This is a genomic window from Curtobacterium sp. 9128 (assembly GCF_900086645.1).
In the GTDB taxonomy this organism is placed as follows: domain Bacteria; phylum Actinomycetota; class Actinomycetes; order Actinomycetales; family Microbacteriaceae; genus Curtobacterium.
Window position 1 is genome coordinate 97,709 of sequence record NZ_LT576451.1, and the last position, 18,703, is coordinate 116,411.

Annotated in this window: 19 protein-coding genes; 9 read left to right on the top strand and 10 right to left on the bottom strand. The window is 69.3% G+C overall.

The genetic code is table 11. The features are described 5' to 3' along the window. Positions 1–77: 77 nt before the first annotated feature. The 3 genes from QK288_RS00490 to QK288_RS00500 form a co-directional block, all read right to left on the bottom strand. A complete protein-coding gene (locus tag QK288_RS00490) occupies positions 78–1,142 on the bottom strand; it encodes a folate-binding protein (protein WP_281265877.1) in 1,065 nt (354 codons plus the stop codon). Continuing rightward, entirely contained in the window at positions 1,142–1,756 is a 615-nt protein-coding gene (locus QK288_RS00495; protein ID WP_281265878.1) for an FABP family protein, read from the bottom strand. The genes QK288_RS00490 and QK288_RS00495 overlap by 1 nt, the downstream gene beginning before the upstream one ends. A gap of 151 nt (positions 1,757–1,907) precedes the next feature. Next, on the bottom strand, positions 1,908–2,189 hold the full coding sequence (locus QK288_RS00500) for a hypothetical protein (RefSeq protein ID WP_281265879.1): 282 nt from the start codon (positions 2,187–2,189) through the stop codon (positions 1,908–1,910). 86 nt (positions 2,190–2,275) lie between these two features. Here QK288_RS00500 and QK288_RS00505 point away from each other — a divergent pair, with 86 nt between their 5' ends. The 8 genes from QK288_RS00505 (at position 2,276) to pstB (ending at position 11,205) form a co-directional block, all read left to right on the top strand. Beyond that, complete coding sequence (locus QK288_RS00505; protein ID WP_281265880.1) at positions 2,276–2,959, top strand: response regulator transcription factor; 684 nt, start codon at positions 2,276–2,278, stop codon at positions 2,957–2,959. Further along, positions 2,959–3,753 carry a mycothiol synthase gene (gene mshD, locus QK288_RS00510; protein ID WP_281265881.1) on the top strand — a complete coding sequence of 265 codons (795 nt, stop codon included), beginning with the start codon at positions 2,959–2,961 and terminating at the stop codon, positions 3,751–3,753. Before QK288_RS00505 ends, mshD begins: the two co-directional genes overlap by 1 nt. Before the next feature lie 25 nt (positions 3,754–3,778). Next, positions 3,779–5,944, top strand: a complete 2,166-nt coding sequence (locus QK288_RS00515) for an RNA degradosome polyphosphate kinase (RefSeq protein ID WP_281265882.1) — start codon at positions 3,779–3,781, stop codon at positions 5,942–5,944. Next, complete coding sequence (locus QK288_RS00520; RefSeq protein ID WP_281265883.1) at positions 5,941–6,888, top strand: NUDIX hydrolase; 948 nt, start codon at positions 5,941–5,943, stop codon at positions 6,886–6,888. Before QK288_RS00515 ends, QK288_RS00520 begins: the two co-directional genes overlap by 4 nt. A gap of 286 nt (positions 6,889–7,174) precedes the next feature. Further along, positions 7,175–8,284: a phosphate ABC transporter substrate-binding protein PstS gene (gene pstS, locus QK288_RS00525; protein WP_281265884.1), complete on the top strand. Its 1,110-nt coding sequence runs from the start codon at positions 7,175–7,177 to the stop codon at positions 8,282–8,284. Positions 8,285–8,364: 80 nt separating this feature from the next. Beyond that, positions 8,365–9,312 (top strand): phosphate ABC transporter permease subunit PstC, encoded by a 948-nt coding sequence (pstC, locus tag QK288_RS00530; RefSeq protein WP_281265885.1) that lies wholly within the window; start codon positions 8,365–8,367, stop codon positions 9,310–9,312. A gap of 14 nt (positions 9,313–9,326) precedes the next feature. Next, positions 9,327–10,406, top strand: coding sequence for a phosphate ABC transporter permease PstA (gene pstA, locus QK288_RS00535; protein WP_281265886.1), 1,080 nt, complete (start codon positions 9,327–9,329; stop codon positions 10,404–10,406). Positions 10,407–10,425: 19 nt separating this feature from the next. Continuing rightward, entirely contained in the window at positions 10,426–11,205 is a 780-nt protein-coding gene (gene pstB / locus QK288_RS00540; RefSeq protein ID WP_281265887.1) for a phosphate ABC transporter ATP-binding protein PstB, read from the top strand. 211 nt (positions 11,206–11,416) lie between these two features. Here pstB and QK288_RS00545 read toward each other — a convergent pair whose 3' ends face one another. The 6 genes from QK288_RS00545 to QK288_RS00570 form a co-directional block, all read right to left on the bottom strand. Then, complete coding sequence (locus QK288_RS00545; RefSeq protein ID WP_281265888.1) at positions 11,417–12,265, bottom strand: anti-sigma factor; 849 nt, start codon at positions 12,263–12,265, stop codon at positions 11,417–11,419. After that, positions 12,262–12,861, bottom strand: a complete 600-nt coding sequence (gene sigK, locus QK288_RS00550) for an ECF RNA polymerase sigma factor SigK (RefSeq protein ID WP_281265889.1) — start codon at positions 12,859–12,861, stop codon at positions 12,262–12,264. Before sigK ends, QK288_RS00545 begins: the two co-directional genes overlap by 4 nt. Positions 12,862–13,013: 152 nt before the next feature. After that, on the bottom strand, positions 13,014–14,195 hold the full coding sequence (gene wecB / locus QK288_RS00555; protein ID WP_281265890.1) for a UDP-N-acetylglucosamine 2-epimerase (non-hydrolyzing): 1,182 nt from the start codon (positions 14,193–14,195) through the stop codon (positions 13,014–13,016). Between the two features lie 29 nt (positions 14,196–14,224). After that, complete coding sequence (locus QK288_RS00560; protein WP_281265891.1) at positions 14,225–15,559, bottom strand: glycosyltransferase family 2 protein; 1,335 nt, start codon at positions 15,557–15,559, stop codon at positions 14,225–14,227. Then, entirely contained in the window at positions 15,556–16,128 is a 573-nt protein-coding gene (locus QK288_RS00565; protein WP_281265892.1) for an exosortase/archaeosortase family protein, read from the bottom strand. Before QK288_RS00565 ends, QK288_RS00560 begins: the two co-directional genes overlap by 4 nt. Continuing rightward, positions 16,125–16,301 (bottom strand): hypothetical protein, encoded by a 177-nt coding sequence (locus QK288_RS00570; RefSeq protein ID WP_281265893.1) that lies wholly within the window; start codon positions 16,299–16,301, stop codon positions 16,125–16,127. Before QK288_RS00570 ends, QK288_RS00565 begins: the two co-directional genes overlap by 4 nt. A 107-nt stretch (positions 16,302–16,408) precedes the next feature. On the opposite strand from QK288_RS00570, the gene QK288_RS00575 reads away from it, so the two are divergent. Continuing rightward, a complete protein-coding gene (locus tag QK288_RS00575; protein ID WP_281265894.1) occupies positions 16,409–17,674 on the top strand; it encodes a hypothetical protein in 1,266 nt (421 codons plus the stop codon). A gap of 296 nt (positions 17,675–17,970) precedes the next feature. On the opposite strand, the gene QK288_RS00580 is transcribed toward QK288_RS00575, so the two are convergent. Next, entirely contained in the window at positions 17,971–18,600 is a 630-nt protein-coding gene (locus tag QK288_RS00580) for a DNA-directed RNA polymerase subunit beta (RefSeq protein WP_281265895.1), read from the bottom strand. Positions 18,601–18,703 lie beyond the last annotated feature (103 nt).

Genomic DNA, 18,703 nt, shown 5'->3' on the forward strand with positions numbered 1-18,703 from the left:
ACCCGTACACGAACATCGCGCCCGTTCGTGACCGGGCGCGATGTTCGTACGGGGGCGCAACCCGGCCCGACCGGGGCCTACGAGCGGCGGACGGCGCCGAGGCGGGGCAGGCGCGGGACGTTCGCGGTGGCGCCAGCACCCGGCGGGACGATGGTCTCCTGCGCCGCCGTCACGACCACGTCCTCCGCGCTGATCGTCAGCGTCGCGGCGGGGTCCAGGGAGCGCTTGACCACGGCAAGGCCGATCGGCCCGAGCTCGTGGTGCACCGCCGATGCCGCCAACCTGCCGACGACGACGCCGTCGAGCGTCACCGGGGTGCCCGACGCCGGCAGTACGGCGTCCGACCCGTCGAGGTGCAGCATCACGACACGGCGCGGCGGGTGTCCGAGGTTGTGGACCTTCGCGACCGTCTCCTGCCCGCGGTAGCAGCCCTTGGTCAGGTGCACGGCGGACCGGAGCCAGTCGAGCTCGTGCGGGATCGTCCGCTCGTCGACATCAGCAAGCGTGGGACGCCACGCGGCGATCCGCAGGGCCTCGAGCGCGAGGAGCCCCGCGACGGGCAGGTCCGACGCGGCCAGGGCGTCGGCGGCCGTGGTGTCGAGCACGGCGATCCGCAGCGTCCAGTCGGCGCCGGGGTGCCCCTGCTGCTCGGCGTAGCTCCACCCGCCTGGCGTGACCGTGTTCCACGGATCGACCCACTCGACCGCGGCGTCGGGGACGAGCCCCGGAGCGAACGACCCGACGGTGACGAGGTCCGACGAGACGTCGGCGACCTCCACCCGGAGCATGAAGCGCATCGACGACAGCCACGCGGCGAGCGGTGCGGCATCGGCCGGCTCGGTGAGGAGCCACGTCGTCGTGCCGTCGTCCACCACGCGGGCGGCGTGCTCGACGCGACCGGACTGGTCGAGCACGAGCGTCTCGGTGCTGGTCCCCGGCGCGAGGCCGAGCAGCAGCTGGGACGTGATCGAGTTCAGCCACGACAGACGGTCCGGACCGGTGACGGTCACGACGCCGAGCCCGAGCTCGACGACGGCGGAACCACGGGCGAGGAGCCGCTGCTCACCGAGCGGGTTGCCGAAGTGCGCGGCCGGACCGAGGTCGGACGCGACGAACCCCGCGCGGTCGGCGAAGGCGGGCATCAGTCGACCTTCGCGAGCTGCCCCGAGGCGTGGGAGGTGAGCCCCTGGCCGAGCGCGGCGATGTCCCACGCCCAGAAGAGCTTGCCCTCGACGAGCCCGTACATGCGGGTGGCCGCGGAGTAGTCCTTCGCGTTGGCCGAGCGCATCACGGCGTCGGTGGCGAGGTCGATGCGGCCCTTGCGGACCTGCCCGACGTAGAGCTCGTTGACGCCGGTCGGGTGGATGATCGCCGCTTCGATGTCGAAGCCGTCGTTGGCGTTGCGGAGCGCCTCGACGCTCTGGGTCGTGGTGAACGGCACGTTGCCCTCGCCCATGAGCATCGCGGGGCCGCGGTCGCCCGGCTCGGACGGACGGTCGAGCCGCCAGTAGCCCATCTCGGCCGCGAGCGGCGTGTGCTCGTCGTCGAGCAGCCACGTCGTGGACGAGTAGTTGAGGTACGGCAGGCCGTCGTGGCTGAAGCTCACGCGCTGGCCGAACTCGTACGTCCGGACGTCGGGTTCGTCGGCGTCGGCGGGACCGACGGGGTACTCGACGACACCCGTGCCCTCCCAGACGCCGACGAGCCAGGACAGGGGGACGAGTTCGGGCGCCAGGCCCTCTGGCAGTTCGATCAACGCTGACCCTTGAACAGCTTCACGACGACGGTCACCGAGACGAACGCGATCGCGAGCGATGCCAGGCCCAACAGGCCGACGTAGAACAGCTCGAGCGCAAGCAGCGAATCCATGCCAGGAGTCTACGCGGCCACCATCGGAGCGCACCGGGTCAACGCGCCAGGAGCACCACCGCGGTGACGAGCACGACGACGAAGGAGCCGGACGACGCGATGCTGATCCGTTCGACCAGGCCGTCCTTCGTCGCGGTGATGAGCTGCAGCACGAAGCTCACGAGCACGGACGCCACGAAGACGAGCAGCAGCCAGGCGAAGGAGTCCTTCTCGGTGAGGGTCAGGACGAGCACGGCGCCGACGATCGACAGCAGCCAGACGGGCAGCACGGACGTGAGCTTCAGGCGGCGCTGGTCTGCTGGCTGGACGGGCTCGGTCACCACCCCATCATTGCAGGCTGCGTCGAGGACGCTTGTCGAGCATCACTAGGATGTCCGCACGACGTCTCATCCGTTCTGGAGGTCCTGTGGCACAGCTCCTGGTACTCACTTCGGCTGCGCCCGGGGACGTGCTCCCGAGCCTCGGCCTCCTGAGCCACCGGATCCGCCACGTGCCGGCGGAAGCCGCGCAGCTGGTGAACGCCCCGCAGAGCGACCTGATGTTCGTCGATGCCAGGACCGACCTCGTCAGCGCCAAGGCGCTGTGCAAGATCCTCTCCACCTCCGGCTCGACGACCCCGATCGTGCTCGTCGTCACCGAGGGCGGCCTCACCGCGGTCAACAGCGAGTGGAACATCGACGACGTCGTGCTCGAGAGCGCCGGCCCGGCAGAGGTCGACGCCCGCATCCGGCTGAGCGCCGGCCGTGCCGCGAAGAACCAGACCGGCTCGAAGATCCAGGCCTCCGGCGTCGTCATCGACGAGGCGAGCTACTCGGCCAAGGTGCGCGGCAAGCCGCTCGACCTGACGTTCAAGGAGTTCGAGCTCCTGCGCTTCTTCGCCACGCACCCGTCGCGCGTGTTCACCCGCGAACAGCTCCTCTCCGAGGTCTGGGGCTACGACTACTTCGGCGGCACCCGCACGGTCGACGTGCACGTTCGACGTCTCCGCGCCAAGCTCGGCGACCTCGAGTCACTCATCGGCACCGTCCGGAACGTCGGCTACCGCTTCAACGTCTACGACGACGAGGCCGATCGGCTGATGGGCCAGTAGTGGTGGACCCCGCCCGGTTCACCGTTCCCGGCGAACCACCGCCGTTCTCCGACCAGACCCTCGTCGACGTGCGCGCGGGGCGCGCGGTCGTGCTGCAGGAACCCGACGGGGTCGCGGTGGTCAGGAACGGCGAGCTGGAGCTGGTCGTCGGACTGGAGGCCCGTGGCCACGGCGTCGGGACCCGGCTCGTCGAGCAGGCGCTCGCCCTGGGCGGCGGGGCCGCTCCCCGGCTCGCCTGGGCACACGGCGACAGCCCGGCGGCACGCGCGATCGCGACCCGGTACGGCTGGGCCGCCACCAGGACGCTGCTGCAGCTGCGCGCACCGGTGCCGACGTCGGCACCCGACCAGAGCCTCCCGGCCGGGTACTCGCTGGCCGCCTTCCGGACCGGCACCGACGAGGCGGACTGGCTCGCCCTCAACGCCGCGGCCTTCGCGTCGCACCCGGAGCAGGGCTCGATGACGCTCGAGGACCTGCGGGCGCGGGAAGCCGAGCCGTGGTTCTCGCCGGACGACCTGATCCTGCTGCGCGACGCCGACGGGGAACTCGCGGGGTCCTGCTGGCTCAAGGTCGAGGACGGGATCGGCGAGTTCTACGCCGTCGCCGTCCGCCCCGACCTGCAGGGGCAGGGGCTCGGCGGTGTGCTCATGCGCGCCGGGTCCGCCCGCCTGGCAGGTCGTGACCTGACCGCAGCCGCGCTCTACGTCGAGGGCGACAACGAACCCGCACTCGCGCTGTACCGGCGGTCCGGGTTCACGCAGCACGCGATCGACGTGCAGTACGCCGCTCCCTGAAACGTCCGGGTGGCAGGATGTGGGCATGGACACCGAACCGCAGCTCGACGGCGACTCCGTCGCGCCCGACCTCGACGACTTCGACGAGGTCGTGGAGATCGAGCACGAGTCCCTCCCCTCGGATCGATACTTCGACCGTGAACTGAGCTGGCTCCGGTTCAACCAGCGCGTGCTCGAGCTCGGCGAGGACCGCACGGTGCCCCTGCTCGAACGCGCCAACTTCCTGGCGATCTTCGCGTCCAACCTCGACGAGTTCTTCATGGTCAGGGTCGCGGGCCTGAAGCGCCGCATCGACACCGGCATCGCGGTGCCCACGAACGTCGGCCGCGCCCCGAGCGACGTCCTCCGCGACATCGCGACGAAGGCGCACGAGCTGCAGGACCGGCACGCGCAGGCGTTCATGGGGTCACTGAAGCCCGACCTCGACGCCGCCGGCATCCACATCGAGCACTGGTCCGACCTGGCAGAGGCCGACCGGCTCCGGATGCGCGAGTACTTCGCCGAGCAGATCTTCCCGGTGCTCATGCCGCTCGCGGTCGACCCGGCGCACCCGTTCCCCTACATCTCCGGGCTGTCGCTCAACCTGGCCGTGCGGGTGCGGAACCCGAAGTCGCAGCGGCAGGAGTTCGCGCGCCTCAAGGTGCCGCAGAACTTCTCCCGACTGATCAAGCTGCCGGACGACAACTCCGGCCGCATGCGGTTCATCCCGCTCGAGGACCTCATCGCGAACCACCTCGACGACCTGTTCCCCGGCATGGAGGTGCTCGAGCACCACGTGTTCCGGGTCACCCGCAACGAGGACGTGGAGATCGAGGAGGACGAGGCCGAGAACCTCATCCAGGCCCTCGAGCGCGAGCTCCTCCGTCGTCGGTTCGGCCCGCCCATCCGCCTCGAGATCACCGAGGACATGGACCCGGTGACGCTCGACCTGCTCGTCCGCGAGCTCGACATCACCGAACAAGAGGTCTACCGGCTGCCGTCGCCGCTCGACCTCGGCTGCCTGTTCGAGATCTCGAAGATCAGCCGCCCCGACCTGCACTACCCGAAGCACGTCCCAACGACGCCCGTGCAGTTCCAGCCGGGCGAGCCGAACACGAAGCCGGACCTGTTCCGCGCGATCGCGTCGCGGGACGTCCTCGTGCACCACCCGTACGAGTCCTTCGCGACGAGTGTCCAGGCGTTCCTCGAGCAGGCCGCCGCCGATCCGAACGTGCTCGCCATCAAGCAGACGCTCTACCGGACGTCCGGCGACTCCCCCATCGTCGAGGCCCTCATCGATGCCGCGGCCGCCGGCAAGCAGGTCCTGGCGCTGGTGGAGATCAAGGCGCGCTTCGACGAGCAGAACAACATCACGTGGGCGCGGAAGCTCGAGAAGGCCGGCGTGCACGTCGTGTACGGCCTGGTCGGGCTGAAGACGCACTCCAAGCTGGTGCTCGTCATCCGGCAGGAGGGCGGGACGCTCAAGCACTACAGCCACATCGGGACGGGCAACTACAACCCGAAGACCTCGCGCATCTACGAGGACATGGGGCTGTTCACCGCGGACGACACCGTGGGCAAGGACCTCACGCGCCTGTTCAACGAGCTCTCCGGGTACGCGATCGAGAAGAAGTTCAAGCGGCTGCTCGTCGCGCCGCTCCACCTGCGGAAGGGCCTGCTCAAGCGCATCCAGGTCGAGACCGACAACGCCGCGGCGGGCAAGCCCTCCGGCATCCGCATCAAGGTCAACTCGATGGTGGACGAACAGATCATCGATGCGCTCTACCTGGCGAGCCAGGCCGGTGTGCCCGTGGACATCCTGGTGCGCGGCATCTGCTCCCTGAAGCCGGGCATCGAGGGGGTCAGCGAGACGATCCGTGTCCGCAGCGTCGTCGGCCGGTACCTCGAGCACTCCCGCGCGTTCGCGTTCCACAACGAGGGCGACCCCTACGTGTTCATCGGCAGCGCCGACATGATGCACCGCAACCTGGACCGCCGCGTCGAGGCACTCGTGCGGATGTCGGACCCGGCGCACGTCAACGAGATCCAGGAGATCTTCGACCTGGCGATGGCCGAGACGACGAGCTCCTGGCACCTCGAGTCGGACGGCGAGTGGACGCGCCACTCCACCGACGACGACGGACGACCCCTCGACGACGTGCAGAATGTCCTCATGCGGAAGATCTCTGCGCGGAAGCGTTCCACTCGGTGAGCGGCGGTCCCACGGGTCCCGTCGTCGCGGCGGGAGCGGTGGTCTGGCGTGAGCAGGACGGCGTCCCGCTCGTGCTGCTCATCCACCGTGAGCACCACAAGGACGTCTCCCTCCCCAAGGGCAAGGTCGACCCGGGCGAAGCGGTCCCGACGACGGCTGTGCGCGAGATCCACGAGGAAACCGGCTACCGCGTGCACCTCGGCGCACCGCTCGGCGTCGCGGAGTACGTGCTCCCGAACGGCCGCGACAAGGTCGTGCACTACTGGTCGGCGCGGGTCTCGAACAAGGAGTACGAGCGCGCTGGGGAGTTCCGGCCCAACGACGAGGTCGCCGCGCTCGAGTGGGTCACGATCGACCAGGCCCGCACCCGCCTGACGTACGCGCGTGACGTCGAGATCCTCGACCGCTTCGCCGCCCGCGCCGAGGTCGGGCACCACCGGACGTTCGCGCTCATCACGCTCCGGCACGCCAAGACCATCCCGGGCTCGGACTGGCAGGGACCCGACGCCACCCGTCCGCTGCTGCCCGTCGGCCGTTCGCAGGCCAAGGCCGTGGCGTCGCCGGTCGCCGCCTTCGGGCCGCGCAAGATCCTGAGCAGCACGGCCGCCAGGTGCCTGGCGACCGTCGAGCCACTCTCGGACACGACGAAGCTCGGTGTCTCCAGCACGCCGGACATCAGCCAGGACGCCCACGACCAGGGTGCGGCCGACGTCAAGGGCGTCGTGCGCAAGCGGCTCGAGAAGGGGAAGACCGCCGTGCTGTGCTCGCACGGGCCGGTCGTCCCGGACATCATCGCGCGCATCGCCACCGCGACCGCCGACGACAGCGGCCGGTTCGACCTCCGTCGTGCCGCGATGCTGTCGGTCGGCGACTTCTCGGTGATGCACATCGCCGACGGGCAGCTGGTCGCCGTGGAGACGCACCGCAACCCGGTTTCCGCCTGAGGAGCACAGCGCGAGCAGGACCTGCGATCCCGCCACCCGCCGGGGTCCCGCGGCGCGCCCGGGCGAGCCGGGCCTCCCGTCCGCTCCTGGGCACGCTGTTCCCGAGCATGCCCCCGGATCCGCACCCGTGTGCGCGTTCCGCGCCGGGACAACCCGTCGTTCACCTTCCGTTCACCAGTGGGCGTGATCCCGGTCACTTCGCGTCCCTACAGTCGCTCCCGGGTCGGCACCGGCCCGGGGACCAGCAGCGGTCCCACCTGCACTCCACATTCCCGAAGGGACCCCTGTGAACATCAAGCGAATCGGTACGGTCGCGGCAATCGCGATCGCCGGCGCGGTCGTGCTCTCCTCGTGCGCGGCGAACGAAGGCGGCGCGGGCAGCACCTCGTCGGCTTCGGCCTCGGGTGTCGACTACTCGAAGCTCTCCGGCACCCTCACCGGATCGGGCTCCTCCGCCCAGCAGACCGCCGAGGCCACCTGGGCCGCCGGCTTCCAGGACCAGGCCTCCGGCGTCACGGTGAACTACTCGCCCGACGGCTCCGGTGCCGGTCGCAAGAACTTCATCTCGGGTGCCGCGGACTTCGCCGGCTCCGACGCCGCACTCTCGGACGAGGAGCTCTCCGGCTCCTTCGGCCTCTGCGCCGCGGACTCGAAGGCCATCGACGTCCCGGTCTACATCTCCCCGATCGCCATCGCCTACAAGGTCGACGGCGTCAAGGACCTGACGCTCGACGCGAAGACGATCGCCGGCATCTTCTCCGGCAAGATCACCAAGTGGAACGACTCGCAGATCGCGGCGCTCAACGACGGCGCGAAGCTGCCGGACGCGAACATCACGGTCGTGCACCGCTCCGACGACTCGGGCACCACGCAGAACTTCTCCGAGTACGTCTCGGCGAACGCCGGCGACGTGTGGACCGAGGCGCCGAGCCAGACCTTCCCGTACCAGGTCGGCGACAGCGCGAAGGGCACCTCGGGTGTGGCCTCGGCCATGCAGGGCGCCTCGAACGCCATCACCTACATCGACGACTCCGGCGCCGGTGACCTCGACAAGGCCAAGCTCATGGTCGGCGACACCGCCACCAAGATCTCGGCCGAGGGTGCCGCCCAGGTCGTCGCGGACTCCGACGTCGCGTCGGGTCGCGAGACCAACGACCTGGCGATCGACATCGACCGCAAGGACACCGCCAAGGGCGCATGGCCGCTCGTCCTGGTCTCCTACGCCATCGCGTGCCAGGAGTACAAGGACTCGGCCAAGGCCGACCTCGTGAAGTCCTACCTGACGTACGTGGTCTCGGACGACGCGCAGAAGGCCGCCGCGACGGAGGCCAAGTCGGCCGCCCTCTCGAGCGACCTCGCGAAGAAGGCCGCTGACGCGGTCGCGTCCATCAAGTAGCACCTCCTGAACGCCCGGGTGCCGGTCCACCGACCGGCACCCGGGCACTTCCCCGTCACCCGACAGGAGCCCCACGTCCCATGACGACAGCACCGGCCCACCCAGGGTCAACGACCACCCCGAAGCCGAAGGCCGTCGTCCGCGTCGGCGACCGGGTCTTCTCCGCCGCCTCGGTGATCTCCGGCGGACTCATCCTCGTCGTGCTCGCGCTGGTCGCGGCCTTCCTCGTGTGGCAGAGCATCCCCGCATTCTCCGCGAAGGTCGGCGAGCTGCCGAACCAGGCGGCGAACTTCTGGGACTACGTCGGGCCCCTCGTCTTCGGTACCGTCTGGTCCGCGCTCCTCGCACTCGTGATGGCCGTGCCGCTCTCCATCGGGATCGCGCTCTTCATCTCGCACTTCGCACCGCGCCGCATCGCGCCGGTGCTCGGCTACGTCATCGACCTGCTGGCCGCGGTCCCCTCGGTCGTCTACGGACTCTGGGGCATCGTGGTGCTCGCCCGGTTCGTGCAGCCGTTCTACTCGTTCCTCAACGAGTACCTCGGGTGGTTCCCGCTGTTCTCCGGACAGATCTCCGGCACCGGACGCACCATCCTCACCGCGTCGATCGTGCTCGCGGTCATGGCGATCCCGATCATGACCGCCGTCATGCGCGAGATCTTCCTGCAGGCGCCGACCCTCAACGAAGAGGCGGCACTCGCGCTCGGCGCCACGCGCTGGGAGATGATCCGCCTGTCGGTCCTGCCGTTCGCCAAGTCCGGCATCGTGTCCGCGATCATGCTCGGCCTCGGTCGGGCGCTCGGCGAGACGATGGCGATCGCGCTGGTGCTGTCGGTGTCGACGAACGTCACCTTCCAGCTGCTCACGTCGCTGAACCCCTCCACGATCGCGGCGAACATCGCCCTGCAGTTCGCCGAGGCATCCGGAACCGCCCTGAACGCGCTGATCGCATCGGGTCTGATCCTCTTCGTCATCACCCTGGTCATCAACACGCTCGCGCGGTACATCGTGCGCAAGCGCGTCAGCTGAGAGGTCGCACCCCGATGTCCCTCGCACTCCGTCAGTCCCCCGGCAACGTCTTCGCCAACGGGAAGCTCCACAAGTCCGTCCCGTGGCTGCTCCTCGGCGGGAGCTGGGTCGCGCTCGCCCTCGTCTTCGCCCTGCTCAACGCCGGCGGCGCGGTCAAGGACTTCAACATCGTCGCCGCCCTGTTCCTCGGCACGGTCCTGTTCGACGTCCTCATCGTGGTCGTCTCCCGGATCGTCGAGGGCGGGCGCAAGGCGGTCGACCGGCTGATCACGTCGCTCGTCGTCACGGCCTTCGTCATCGCCGTCCTGCCGCTGGTCTCGCTGCTGTACACGGTCCTCGCGGACGGTCTTGCCCGCTTCGACGCGGCGTTCTTCTCGTACTCGATGCGCGGCGTGATCTCGGTCGGCGGCGGCGCACTGCACGCCCTGATCGGCACGCTCGAGATCACGTTGTTCGCGGCGCTCATGGCCGTGCCGATCGGCCTGCTGACCTCGATCTACCTGGTCGAGTACGGCCGCGGACCCCTGGCACGCGGCATCACGTTCTTCGTCGACGTCATGACCGGCATCCCGTCGATCGTCGCCGGTCTGTTCGCCTACTCGCTCTTCGCGCTGTTCCTCGGTCCCGGCGCCCGGTTCGGCCTGGTCGGCTCGGTCGCCCTCGCGGTCCTGATGATCCCGATCGTCGTCCGCTCCACCGAGGAGGTGCTGAAGATCGTCCCGATGGAGCTCCGCGAGGCGTCCTACGCCCTCGGCGTGCCGAAGTGGCTCACGATCATCAAGGTCGTCCTCCCCACCTCCCTCGCCGGCATCACGACGGGGGTCATGCTCGCCATCGCCCGCGTCATCGGTGAGACGGCTCCCCTGCTGGTCACCGCCGGGTTCACAACGAGCATGAACTACGACCTGTTCAAGAACCCGATGATGACGCTGCCGGTGTTCGCGTTCACGCAGTACTCGCAGCAGGGCGCCAACCCGGTACCGTTCGTCGACCGGGCCTGGACCGCGGCACTCGTGCTCATCCTCATCGTGATGGTGCTCAACCTGCTCGCCCGCTTCATCACCCGCCTCTTCGCCCCCAAGCTCTCCCGCTAGCACCTCCGGAAGGTCCACTGTGTCCAAGCGCATCGAGGTCGACGGCCTCAACGTCTACTACTCGAAGTTCAAGGCGGTCGAGGGCGTCGACATGACGATCGAGCCCCGCACCGTCACCGCGTTCATCGGCCCGTCCGGTTGCGGCAAGTCCACGTTCCTCCGCACGCTCAACCGCATGCACGAGGTCATCCCCGGCGCGTACGTCGAGGGCTCCGTGAAGGTGGACGGCGACGACCTCTACGCACCCGGCGTCGACCCGGTCATCGTCCGGCGTCAGGTCGGCATGGTGTTCCAGCGCCCGAACCCGTTCCCCACGATGTCCATCAAGGACAACGTGCTCGCGGGCGTGAAGCTCAACAACAAGCGCATCTCGAAGTCCGAGGCCGACGACATCGTCGAGCGTTCCCTGCAGGGCGCGAACCTCTGGAACGAGGTCAAGGACCGCCTCGACAAGCCCGGCATGGGCCTGTCCGGCGGTCAGCAGCAGCGTCTCTGCATCGCGCGGGCGATCGCCGTGCAGCCCGACGTGCTCCTGATGGACGAGCCGTGCTCGGCGCTCGACCCGATCTCCACGCTCGCGATCGAGGACCTCATCGAGGAGCTGAAGAAGGAGTTCACGATCGTGATCGTGACCCACAACATGCAGCAGGCCTCGCGCGTGAGCGACAAGACGGCGTTCTTCAACATCGCCGGCACGGGAGCTCCCGGGAAGCTCATCGAGTTCGACGACACGGCGACGATGTTCTCGAACCCGTCCGTGCAGGCCACCGAGGACTACGTCTCCGGCCGCTTCGGGTGAGCGTGCGGGTTCTGGGGTCGGTCTCGCGCTGACTCGGAACGACAACGCCGATGTCGTACGACATCGGCGTTGTCGTCTTCCGGGGCGCCCGGGGTCGGCGGACGCAACGAACGACGAAGTCGCTGTCGTACGACAGCGACTTCGTCGTTCCGAGTCGGATGGCGACGCCAGCACGCGTCGGGCGCCCGGCGAAGGGCGCGGGCGGAGGAACCTACGCCGTGGGCACCGCGACGATCGGCGTCGTCGTCGGCTGCTTCGACCCACCGGCGGGCTCGACCGTGATGCCGACCGCCGCCCCGGCGGACTTCGCACCGCTCAGCACGGCCGAGCGGACACCGCCGTCGACGTCGTTCATCAGGCCGGCGGACTCGATCGTGCCGCCAGACGCCTCGGAGCCGATGTACCAGAGCTGGTAGGTCTTGTCCTTCGGCGCAGCGGCCACCCCGTCGAGGATGACGGCGGACTTGCCGAGCTGGTCCGACCACACGACCGTGGCCGAGCCGCCGCCGGTCACCGGGGAGGTGGACCGCTTGAAGTCGGCAGCGGCGTAGATCTGGTCGAGGCCGGACGCCGCCTGGGACGCGCTGGTCCCCGGGCCGGAGTCCTGGCCGAAGATCGCCCCACCCGCGCCGAGTCCGACGCCGAGGAACACGACACCGACCGCAGCAGCAGCACCGAGCATCGCTGCCGGACGCTGGAACCACCGACGGCGAGCCGCGGCACTGGCCGAGCCACCCCCGGAGGTGACGTCCGTGACGGAGGCGATCGGAGCCTCCTGGACGGTGGCGGGGACCGACTGCGCGGCCCGACCGGTGTCGGGAGCGACCTGCGGCGTGGTCTGGATCGCGGCCATCAGCGAGGCCTTGAGGGATGCCGGCGGCTCGATCGGCTCGACCGCGTAGGCCAGAGCCCTGGCGGTCTCGGAGAGCGAGTCGGCCTCCGCACGGAGTTCGGGGAACTCGGCGAGTGCCGCTTCGACCTCGCGTCGCTCGGCGTCGCTCAGCGCGTCGAGCGCGTACGCACCCGTGAGGAGTGCGGGATCGTCGTGTCGTTCGGTCATGACGCCACTCCCATCTCGTCGCGCAGTCTGATCATCCCGTCGCGGAGACGGGTCTTCACGGTGCCGATCGGCACCCCGAGGAGCTCGGCCATCTCGCTGTGCGAGTAGCCGCCGTAGTAGGACATCTGCACGGCCTGCCGCTGGAACTCGGTCAGGCGGGCGAGTGCCCTGCTGACCCGTTCGTGCTCGATCCGGATCTCGACGGACTCGGACACCTGGTCGAAGCCGGACTCGAAGTCGCGGATCCCGATCTTGGTGTCGCGGTCACGGGAGGCCTGCGCGGCGCGCACCCGGTCCACCGCTCGGCGGTGGGCCATCGTCAGCACCCAGCTCGAGGCGCTGCCCCGGGTGGTGTCGAACTTGGCGGCCTGCTGCCAGACCTCGAGGAAGACCTCTTGTGCGACCTCTTCGGACTGGGCACGGTCCTTGAGGAGGCGCGTGATGAGTCCGAGGACGCGGCCGGCGAGTTCGTCGTAGAGCTCCGAGAAGGCCTGCTGGTCGCCCTGTGCGACGCGGAGGAGGAGGGAATCCGGCGACGACGGAACAGGCTCGGTCGAGCTCCAGCGTTCGGTGTCGCGTTCCACGATGGCAAGCATTGCAGGTTTTCCTCCTTCCGGTGTCCGGGTTGCTCCATGCTGCGTTGATTGGCAGCGAGGGTCCCGTGCGATCCGCAGGGAATTACTCCGGCCGGGTGAGCCGGGTCGGGTCGCACGGGGAGCCCCCGCTGTGTGGCGGCCCATGGGATCCGTCACGCTGATGATTCGGCGCCCTCGCCCCGTTGGATTGGCTCGGTTCCGGACGCGACCCGGACGGCCAGGTCTGCGATCCGTCGACTCGCCCCTCCGTCCCCGTACGGCGAGGGAACCGATGCCAGCGGTCGTTGTCGAACTTCGGCGAGCAGGGCGAGGGCCGCAGTGGCGAGGCCGTCGCCCGGACGCACGAGCACGGCGAAGCCGGCATCCACGGCCTCGGGCCGCTCGGTGGACCGGCGGACCACCACCAGTGGGCGCTTCAGGACCGTGCACTCTTCCTGCACACCCCCGGAGTCGGCGACGATGAGCGTCGCCCGGAGCGCCAGCCAGATGAAGGACGCGTGGCCGACGGGCTCGAGAACGGTCATCCCGTCGAGGAGCGATCGCAGACCGTGCCGCTCGACAGCGGCCGCGGTGCGCGGGTGCAGGGGCAGGACGACGGGGAGACCGAGCGCAGCGAGCCCTTCGAGGACCCTCCGCAGCGCGGGTTCGGTGTCGGTGTTCTCCGGGCGGTGGATCGTCGCCAGCACGAACTCGCCCACCGGCACACCCTCGACCGCGACTGCGGGATCGGCAGCGGCCGCGATCGAGGCGAGGGTCGCCTCGACGACGGTGTTGCCGGTGACCTCGACCCGGGTCGCCGGGACCCCCTCCCGCAGGAGGTTGGCGCGGCTGGTCTCCGTGGGCGCACAGTGCACGTCGGCGAGCGCACCGACGACGAGCCGGTTGAGCTCCTCCGGCATCCCGCGGTCCCCGGAACGGAGACCAGCCTCCACGTGCACCACTGGGATGCCGAGGTAGTTCGCTGCCTGTGCTCCCGCGGACACCGCGTTCGTGTCACCCTGCACGATCACGGCGGACGGTCGCGACCGCTGGAACTCCTCGGTCAGCGCACCGATGGCCGTCGCGATCTGCGTGCCACGATCAGCTCCGCCGATGCCGGCGAGAACACGATCGGGTGCTGGGAGCCCGAGCTGGCGGAAGAACTGTCCGGACATCGAGTCGTCGTAGTGCTGCCCGGTGTGGATCACCCGAGCACGGTCGCCGAGTTCGCGGATGACACCGGCGAGCTTGATGATCTCCGGCCGGGTGCCGAGCACGACGGCGATGCGTCCGACATCGTCGGGGGCATCGTCGATGCGGCCGCCGCGGATCCGGGTGGTGGCAGATGTGTTCACTGGGTCGTTCTCCGATCGGGACGGCGTGGTCAGGCTGGTGCGGGAGCCGTGCGGGGCTCGTCGGCTGTGCGTGTGGTCTTGTCCCATCCGGTCCGGCCTCGAGCCATCCGGAAGAGGGCACCCCAGGCGCAGACGAAGGAGAGGTAGTTCATGACGACGAAGGCGTGACCCATCAGGACGGCAGTGGGCCATCCGACCCGGCGGTCCCTGCGGTGGTAGACGACGGTCGTGAAGATCGCGGGCGCGAAGGTGACGAGGTACCAGAGCAGGCCACCGACGATCGCACTGGGGATCGATGTCGCCCACGCGAACTGCGCATCGGCACGCATGATCAGTGACGCGAGGGTCCAGTGCCAGAGGATCGACCACGGCAGGTCGAACAGCCACGGGACGGCGAGGTAGGCGGAGACCTCGAGCGCGCGGGCGTTCGAGATCGTCGGGTTCGACCAGACCTCGCCGATCCGCTTGCCTGCCGTCATGTGCCCCTGGTACCAGCGACGACGCTGGATCACGAGCCGACGCAGACTCTCGACGCCCTGCTGGTCGAGCGAGGCGTCTGGGGTGGTCTCGAGCCGCCAGCCGTTGGCGATCAACGAGATCGCGAGGTCGAGGTCCTCGGTCAGGGAAGCCGACCACGGCTCGGAGCCGAGCTCGCGCAACGCGGTGAGCCGTGTGAACTGACCGTTGCCACCGAGGCTGACCGTCCCGGTCTTCCGCCGTCCGAACTGCGTGACCGCGGACATGGACCAGAACTGGAAGTCCTGGAAGCGTGTCAGGAAGTTCTCGTTCCGGTTGCGGATCCGGACCGCGAGCTGGGACCCGCCCACGCTCGGGTCCTCGAAGAGCGGGAGGATGTGCGACAGCGCGGCATCGGACAGTCGGCCGTCGGCGTCCATCACGCAGACGAGGACGCGCTCGGGGTCCTGGTCACGCTCGGCGACGTGGTCGAGGACGAGTCGGAACGCTGCGTTGAGCGCAGCGCCCTTGCCCTTCCGTGCGTCCGGCAGCGTGCGCTCGAGCACCATGACGTCCGGGCCGCCCTCGCGACGCGCGATCGCGGCGGTACCGTCCTCGGACCCGTCATCGATGACGATCGTGGTCGAGCGTCGTCCTCCGGCCAGTGCACGGACGGTCTGTCCGATCACGGCTTCCTCGTTCAGACAGGGAATGAGGAAGTACACGTCGAAGGTGCCGGGCTCATCCGCGAAGGGGTCGCGGTACACGGCGTCTCCCTGGGTCCTCAGCGCAGAGCCGACTCGGCGGAGCTCGTGGATCCCGGCGATCATCGCGCTGAGGAAGTAGACGAGGGACAGCGCGATCACCATGACGGACACGGTGTTCACGATCGCGACGAGGGTGGTCATGCGGGGAACTCCTCACGAGTCGGGATGTTGCGGGTGGACGCGCGGGAGCCGGGGCGGACGACCAGCACGAACACGACGAGCAGGGTCAGGGTCAGGCCCGCGAGCGAGACGACGCTCCCTGCGAAGGAGTGCGCCCACTCGAACGCGTTGATTCCGCCGTGAGCCAGCACGAGGGAGAGCATCACGATCCGCAGCTGGTTCACCGCCACGAGCAGGGACGCACCGACCCCGATCGCGAGCAGCACACGAACGAGGCTGAAGCGCGCAACCGACACCAGGGCGGCACCCATGACGAGGAGACCGGCGAGGAGGAAGGCGATCGCGCACTCGAGGGTGATCTCCAGCACGTTCCACTGCAGGTCGCCCGAGCGGAAGACGACCGCCGGCACGGTCGACGCATCGGCGGGGAGCACGTCCATCCCCGTGACGGTGCCGACCAACCAGGCGGCGGTGGACGCCTCGATTGCGCGGCCGACCCGCTCGCCGATGATCAGAGTGACCGCGAGCACGACGAGCAGCGCGGCGACGAGCACGCGGGCCGATCTCGCGCCGACCGATCTGCCGGTCACCACCTGTCGCTGCCCCGTCGTGCGCGACGAACCGCCGCGGCGCGAATGGCGATCGCGGTACCCGCTGCGACCACGAGCAAGCCCAGCCCGATGCCGATCGACAGCGGGTCCGCGACGATGAGCGTCGCGAGTGCTCCTGCGCCGAGCATGAGTGCCAGTCCGTTCCCGTACATGTGTCCTCCCGGTTCTCCGTAAGCATGTCATTTGAAATACATAACGTCAATACTTGCTGATCATAATTTGAATATGTAAGATACTGAGTATCCATAGAGGAGGACCCATGACCAGCAAGATCGCGAGAGCGACTCTGGTCGGGAGCGGTGCGGCACTCGCCCTGCTCTTGGCCGGGGCGCCGACCGCAGCGACAGCGGCCCCGAACCCGCCGGCTTCCACCAACGCCGTGCAGGGCGCACAGACGAAGATCCAGTTCCAACCGGGCATCCCCGGTCGTTCCGCATCCCTGATCGTCGATGCCCCCACCAACACGAGGCTGATCGGCGTCGACGACTCCACTTGCCGGACGAACGCCGAAGGCACACAGGTCACGTGCAACCGCGGTCAGTGGGTGAACCGACGGACGATCACCCTGGTCGTCGCGGAGAACGCCCCCCTCGGTGCAGACCTCACCGGCGGCCGCGTGCGTTTCGAGGACGGCGGGTCGGTCATCGCCGAGGCGCCCTTCGGTATCCACGTCGTCGCCAAGCAACTCCTCGCGAACGTCACCACCGACCCCGCAGCGCGGACCGCCACGGTGAGCGGAACCGGCCAGCCCGGCGCCGTGATCACCGTCGTCGGCGGCCCGACTCCGGTGAACGTGGAGGTCCCCGCCAGCGGTGTCTGGTCGCTCACGGTCGGTGACCTCCCGCCCGGGAGCACCGCCCTCACGGTGACCCAGAGCGCCGCCGGGGTACCGGACCAGGTGCTCGAACGCAGCGCGACGATCCCTGTCGTCGCCCCGACGGTGAATGCTTCCGGAGACCCGATCGCACGAACGGTCGCGGTGAGCGGCTCCGGCGAGCCCGGCGCGACCATCGAGGTGTCGGGCCCCACGGGGACGGAGACGACCGAAGTCCAGAGCGGCGGCGACTGGAGTCTCGAACTGACGGGGGTCCCGTGGGGCGAACACGAGATCACTGCCGAGCAGACGATCGGATCTGACAAGCAGTCCGCATCGACCACGGTCACGCTGAAGCCGCTCGAACTCCACGCCGAGGTGACCTCCACCGATCCGCAGACCGGATCAGCGGAACTCACGGGCCAGGGCCACCCCGGAGCCGCGATCGAGCTCGTCGGCCCGGGTGGCACGGTCACGACAGAGGTGCAGGGGAACGGTTCATGGACCGCGACGGTCCAGGGACTGAGCGCTGGCGAGAACGCGATCTCGATCACGCAGCGGGTGACCGGTGCGGAACCGTCCACGGTCGATCTCGACATCGTGATCGCTGACACGCCGATGCTGCACCCCGCAGCAGCCAGCGGGGCGGGCATCGCAGCGCTCGCGCTGATCGGAGCTGCACTGATGCGTCGCCGACACAGCGCGTCCTGATCGCGCCGGGAACGCGCCCGAACGTCGCCATGTCCACCGAGAGTGAACAAGGCGGCGTTCTCGGCGTCCGTCTCGTAGACTCGAAGTCGCCGGGCCGCAGCAAGCCCCGGGCTCCAAAATTCGCCGCTTCGAGCGGCCTCGCGCCGAGAGGCGCTTCTGCGGCCCGGTTTTCCTCTGCCCGGAAGGCGGCTCGCCCGCGCTGACCGCTTTCGGGCACTGCCGGCTGTCCGGTGGGCCGGTCATCGGCCTGGAGGCCCGGCGCGGCTCCGACGGAAGGGCGTCGCCGGGCGGTCGGTTCAGTCCAGGGCGTCGCGACGCCACAGCGCCGCCGCTGCGGTCAGGTCCTCGGCGAGTTCGGACAGCCGGAAGGCACGCACCGTCAGCACGCTTGCCCGCTCCTCGGCCGTGAGGTCGGAGTCGTCGGCGACGCTCGTGGCTCCTGCTGCGGCGAGGCGGCAGAACGCGGCGCCGCGATCGAGCGCCACTGCGAAGTCGCCCGTGTAGAGGCCGTGCAGGATGCTGTCCGCCAGGGTCAGGATCTCCGACGGCCCCGTCGGCTGTTCGGCCCCCGCGACCGCCTGGTCGATCGTGCCGATGCGCTCCGTCCCGCGCGTGAAGAGGAACGCGATCTCGTCCGGGTTCTGCCGGATCACCGTCCGCATGAGGTAGATCCGCCAGAGCGCGCCTGGCAGGGTGTGCGCCCCCACACGGGCCCAGAGCTCAGCCACGGCCTCGATGCCGTGCACGTCCGTGTAGGTCACGAGTCGCTCGACCACCTCGGGATCCGGGTCCTGCCGGACGCGGTGGAGCAGCGCGTTCGCGGTCTCGTGCGCGACACGGTTCACCAGCGCAGGGTCCTCGCCACCCTTGATGGCGGCGAACTCGGCGTCGGTGAAGTGGACGGGACGGTGGTGATCGCGAGGCACCGCAGCAGTGTAGGCGCCGCCGGTGACACGCCCGCCCTCCGTTCGCCCCGAACGGACAGCGGCGGTGACGGGTACCGTGCTCGTGCGTAAGGGAGGCACTCCT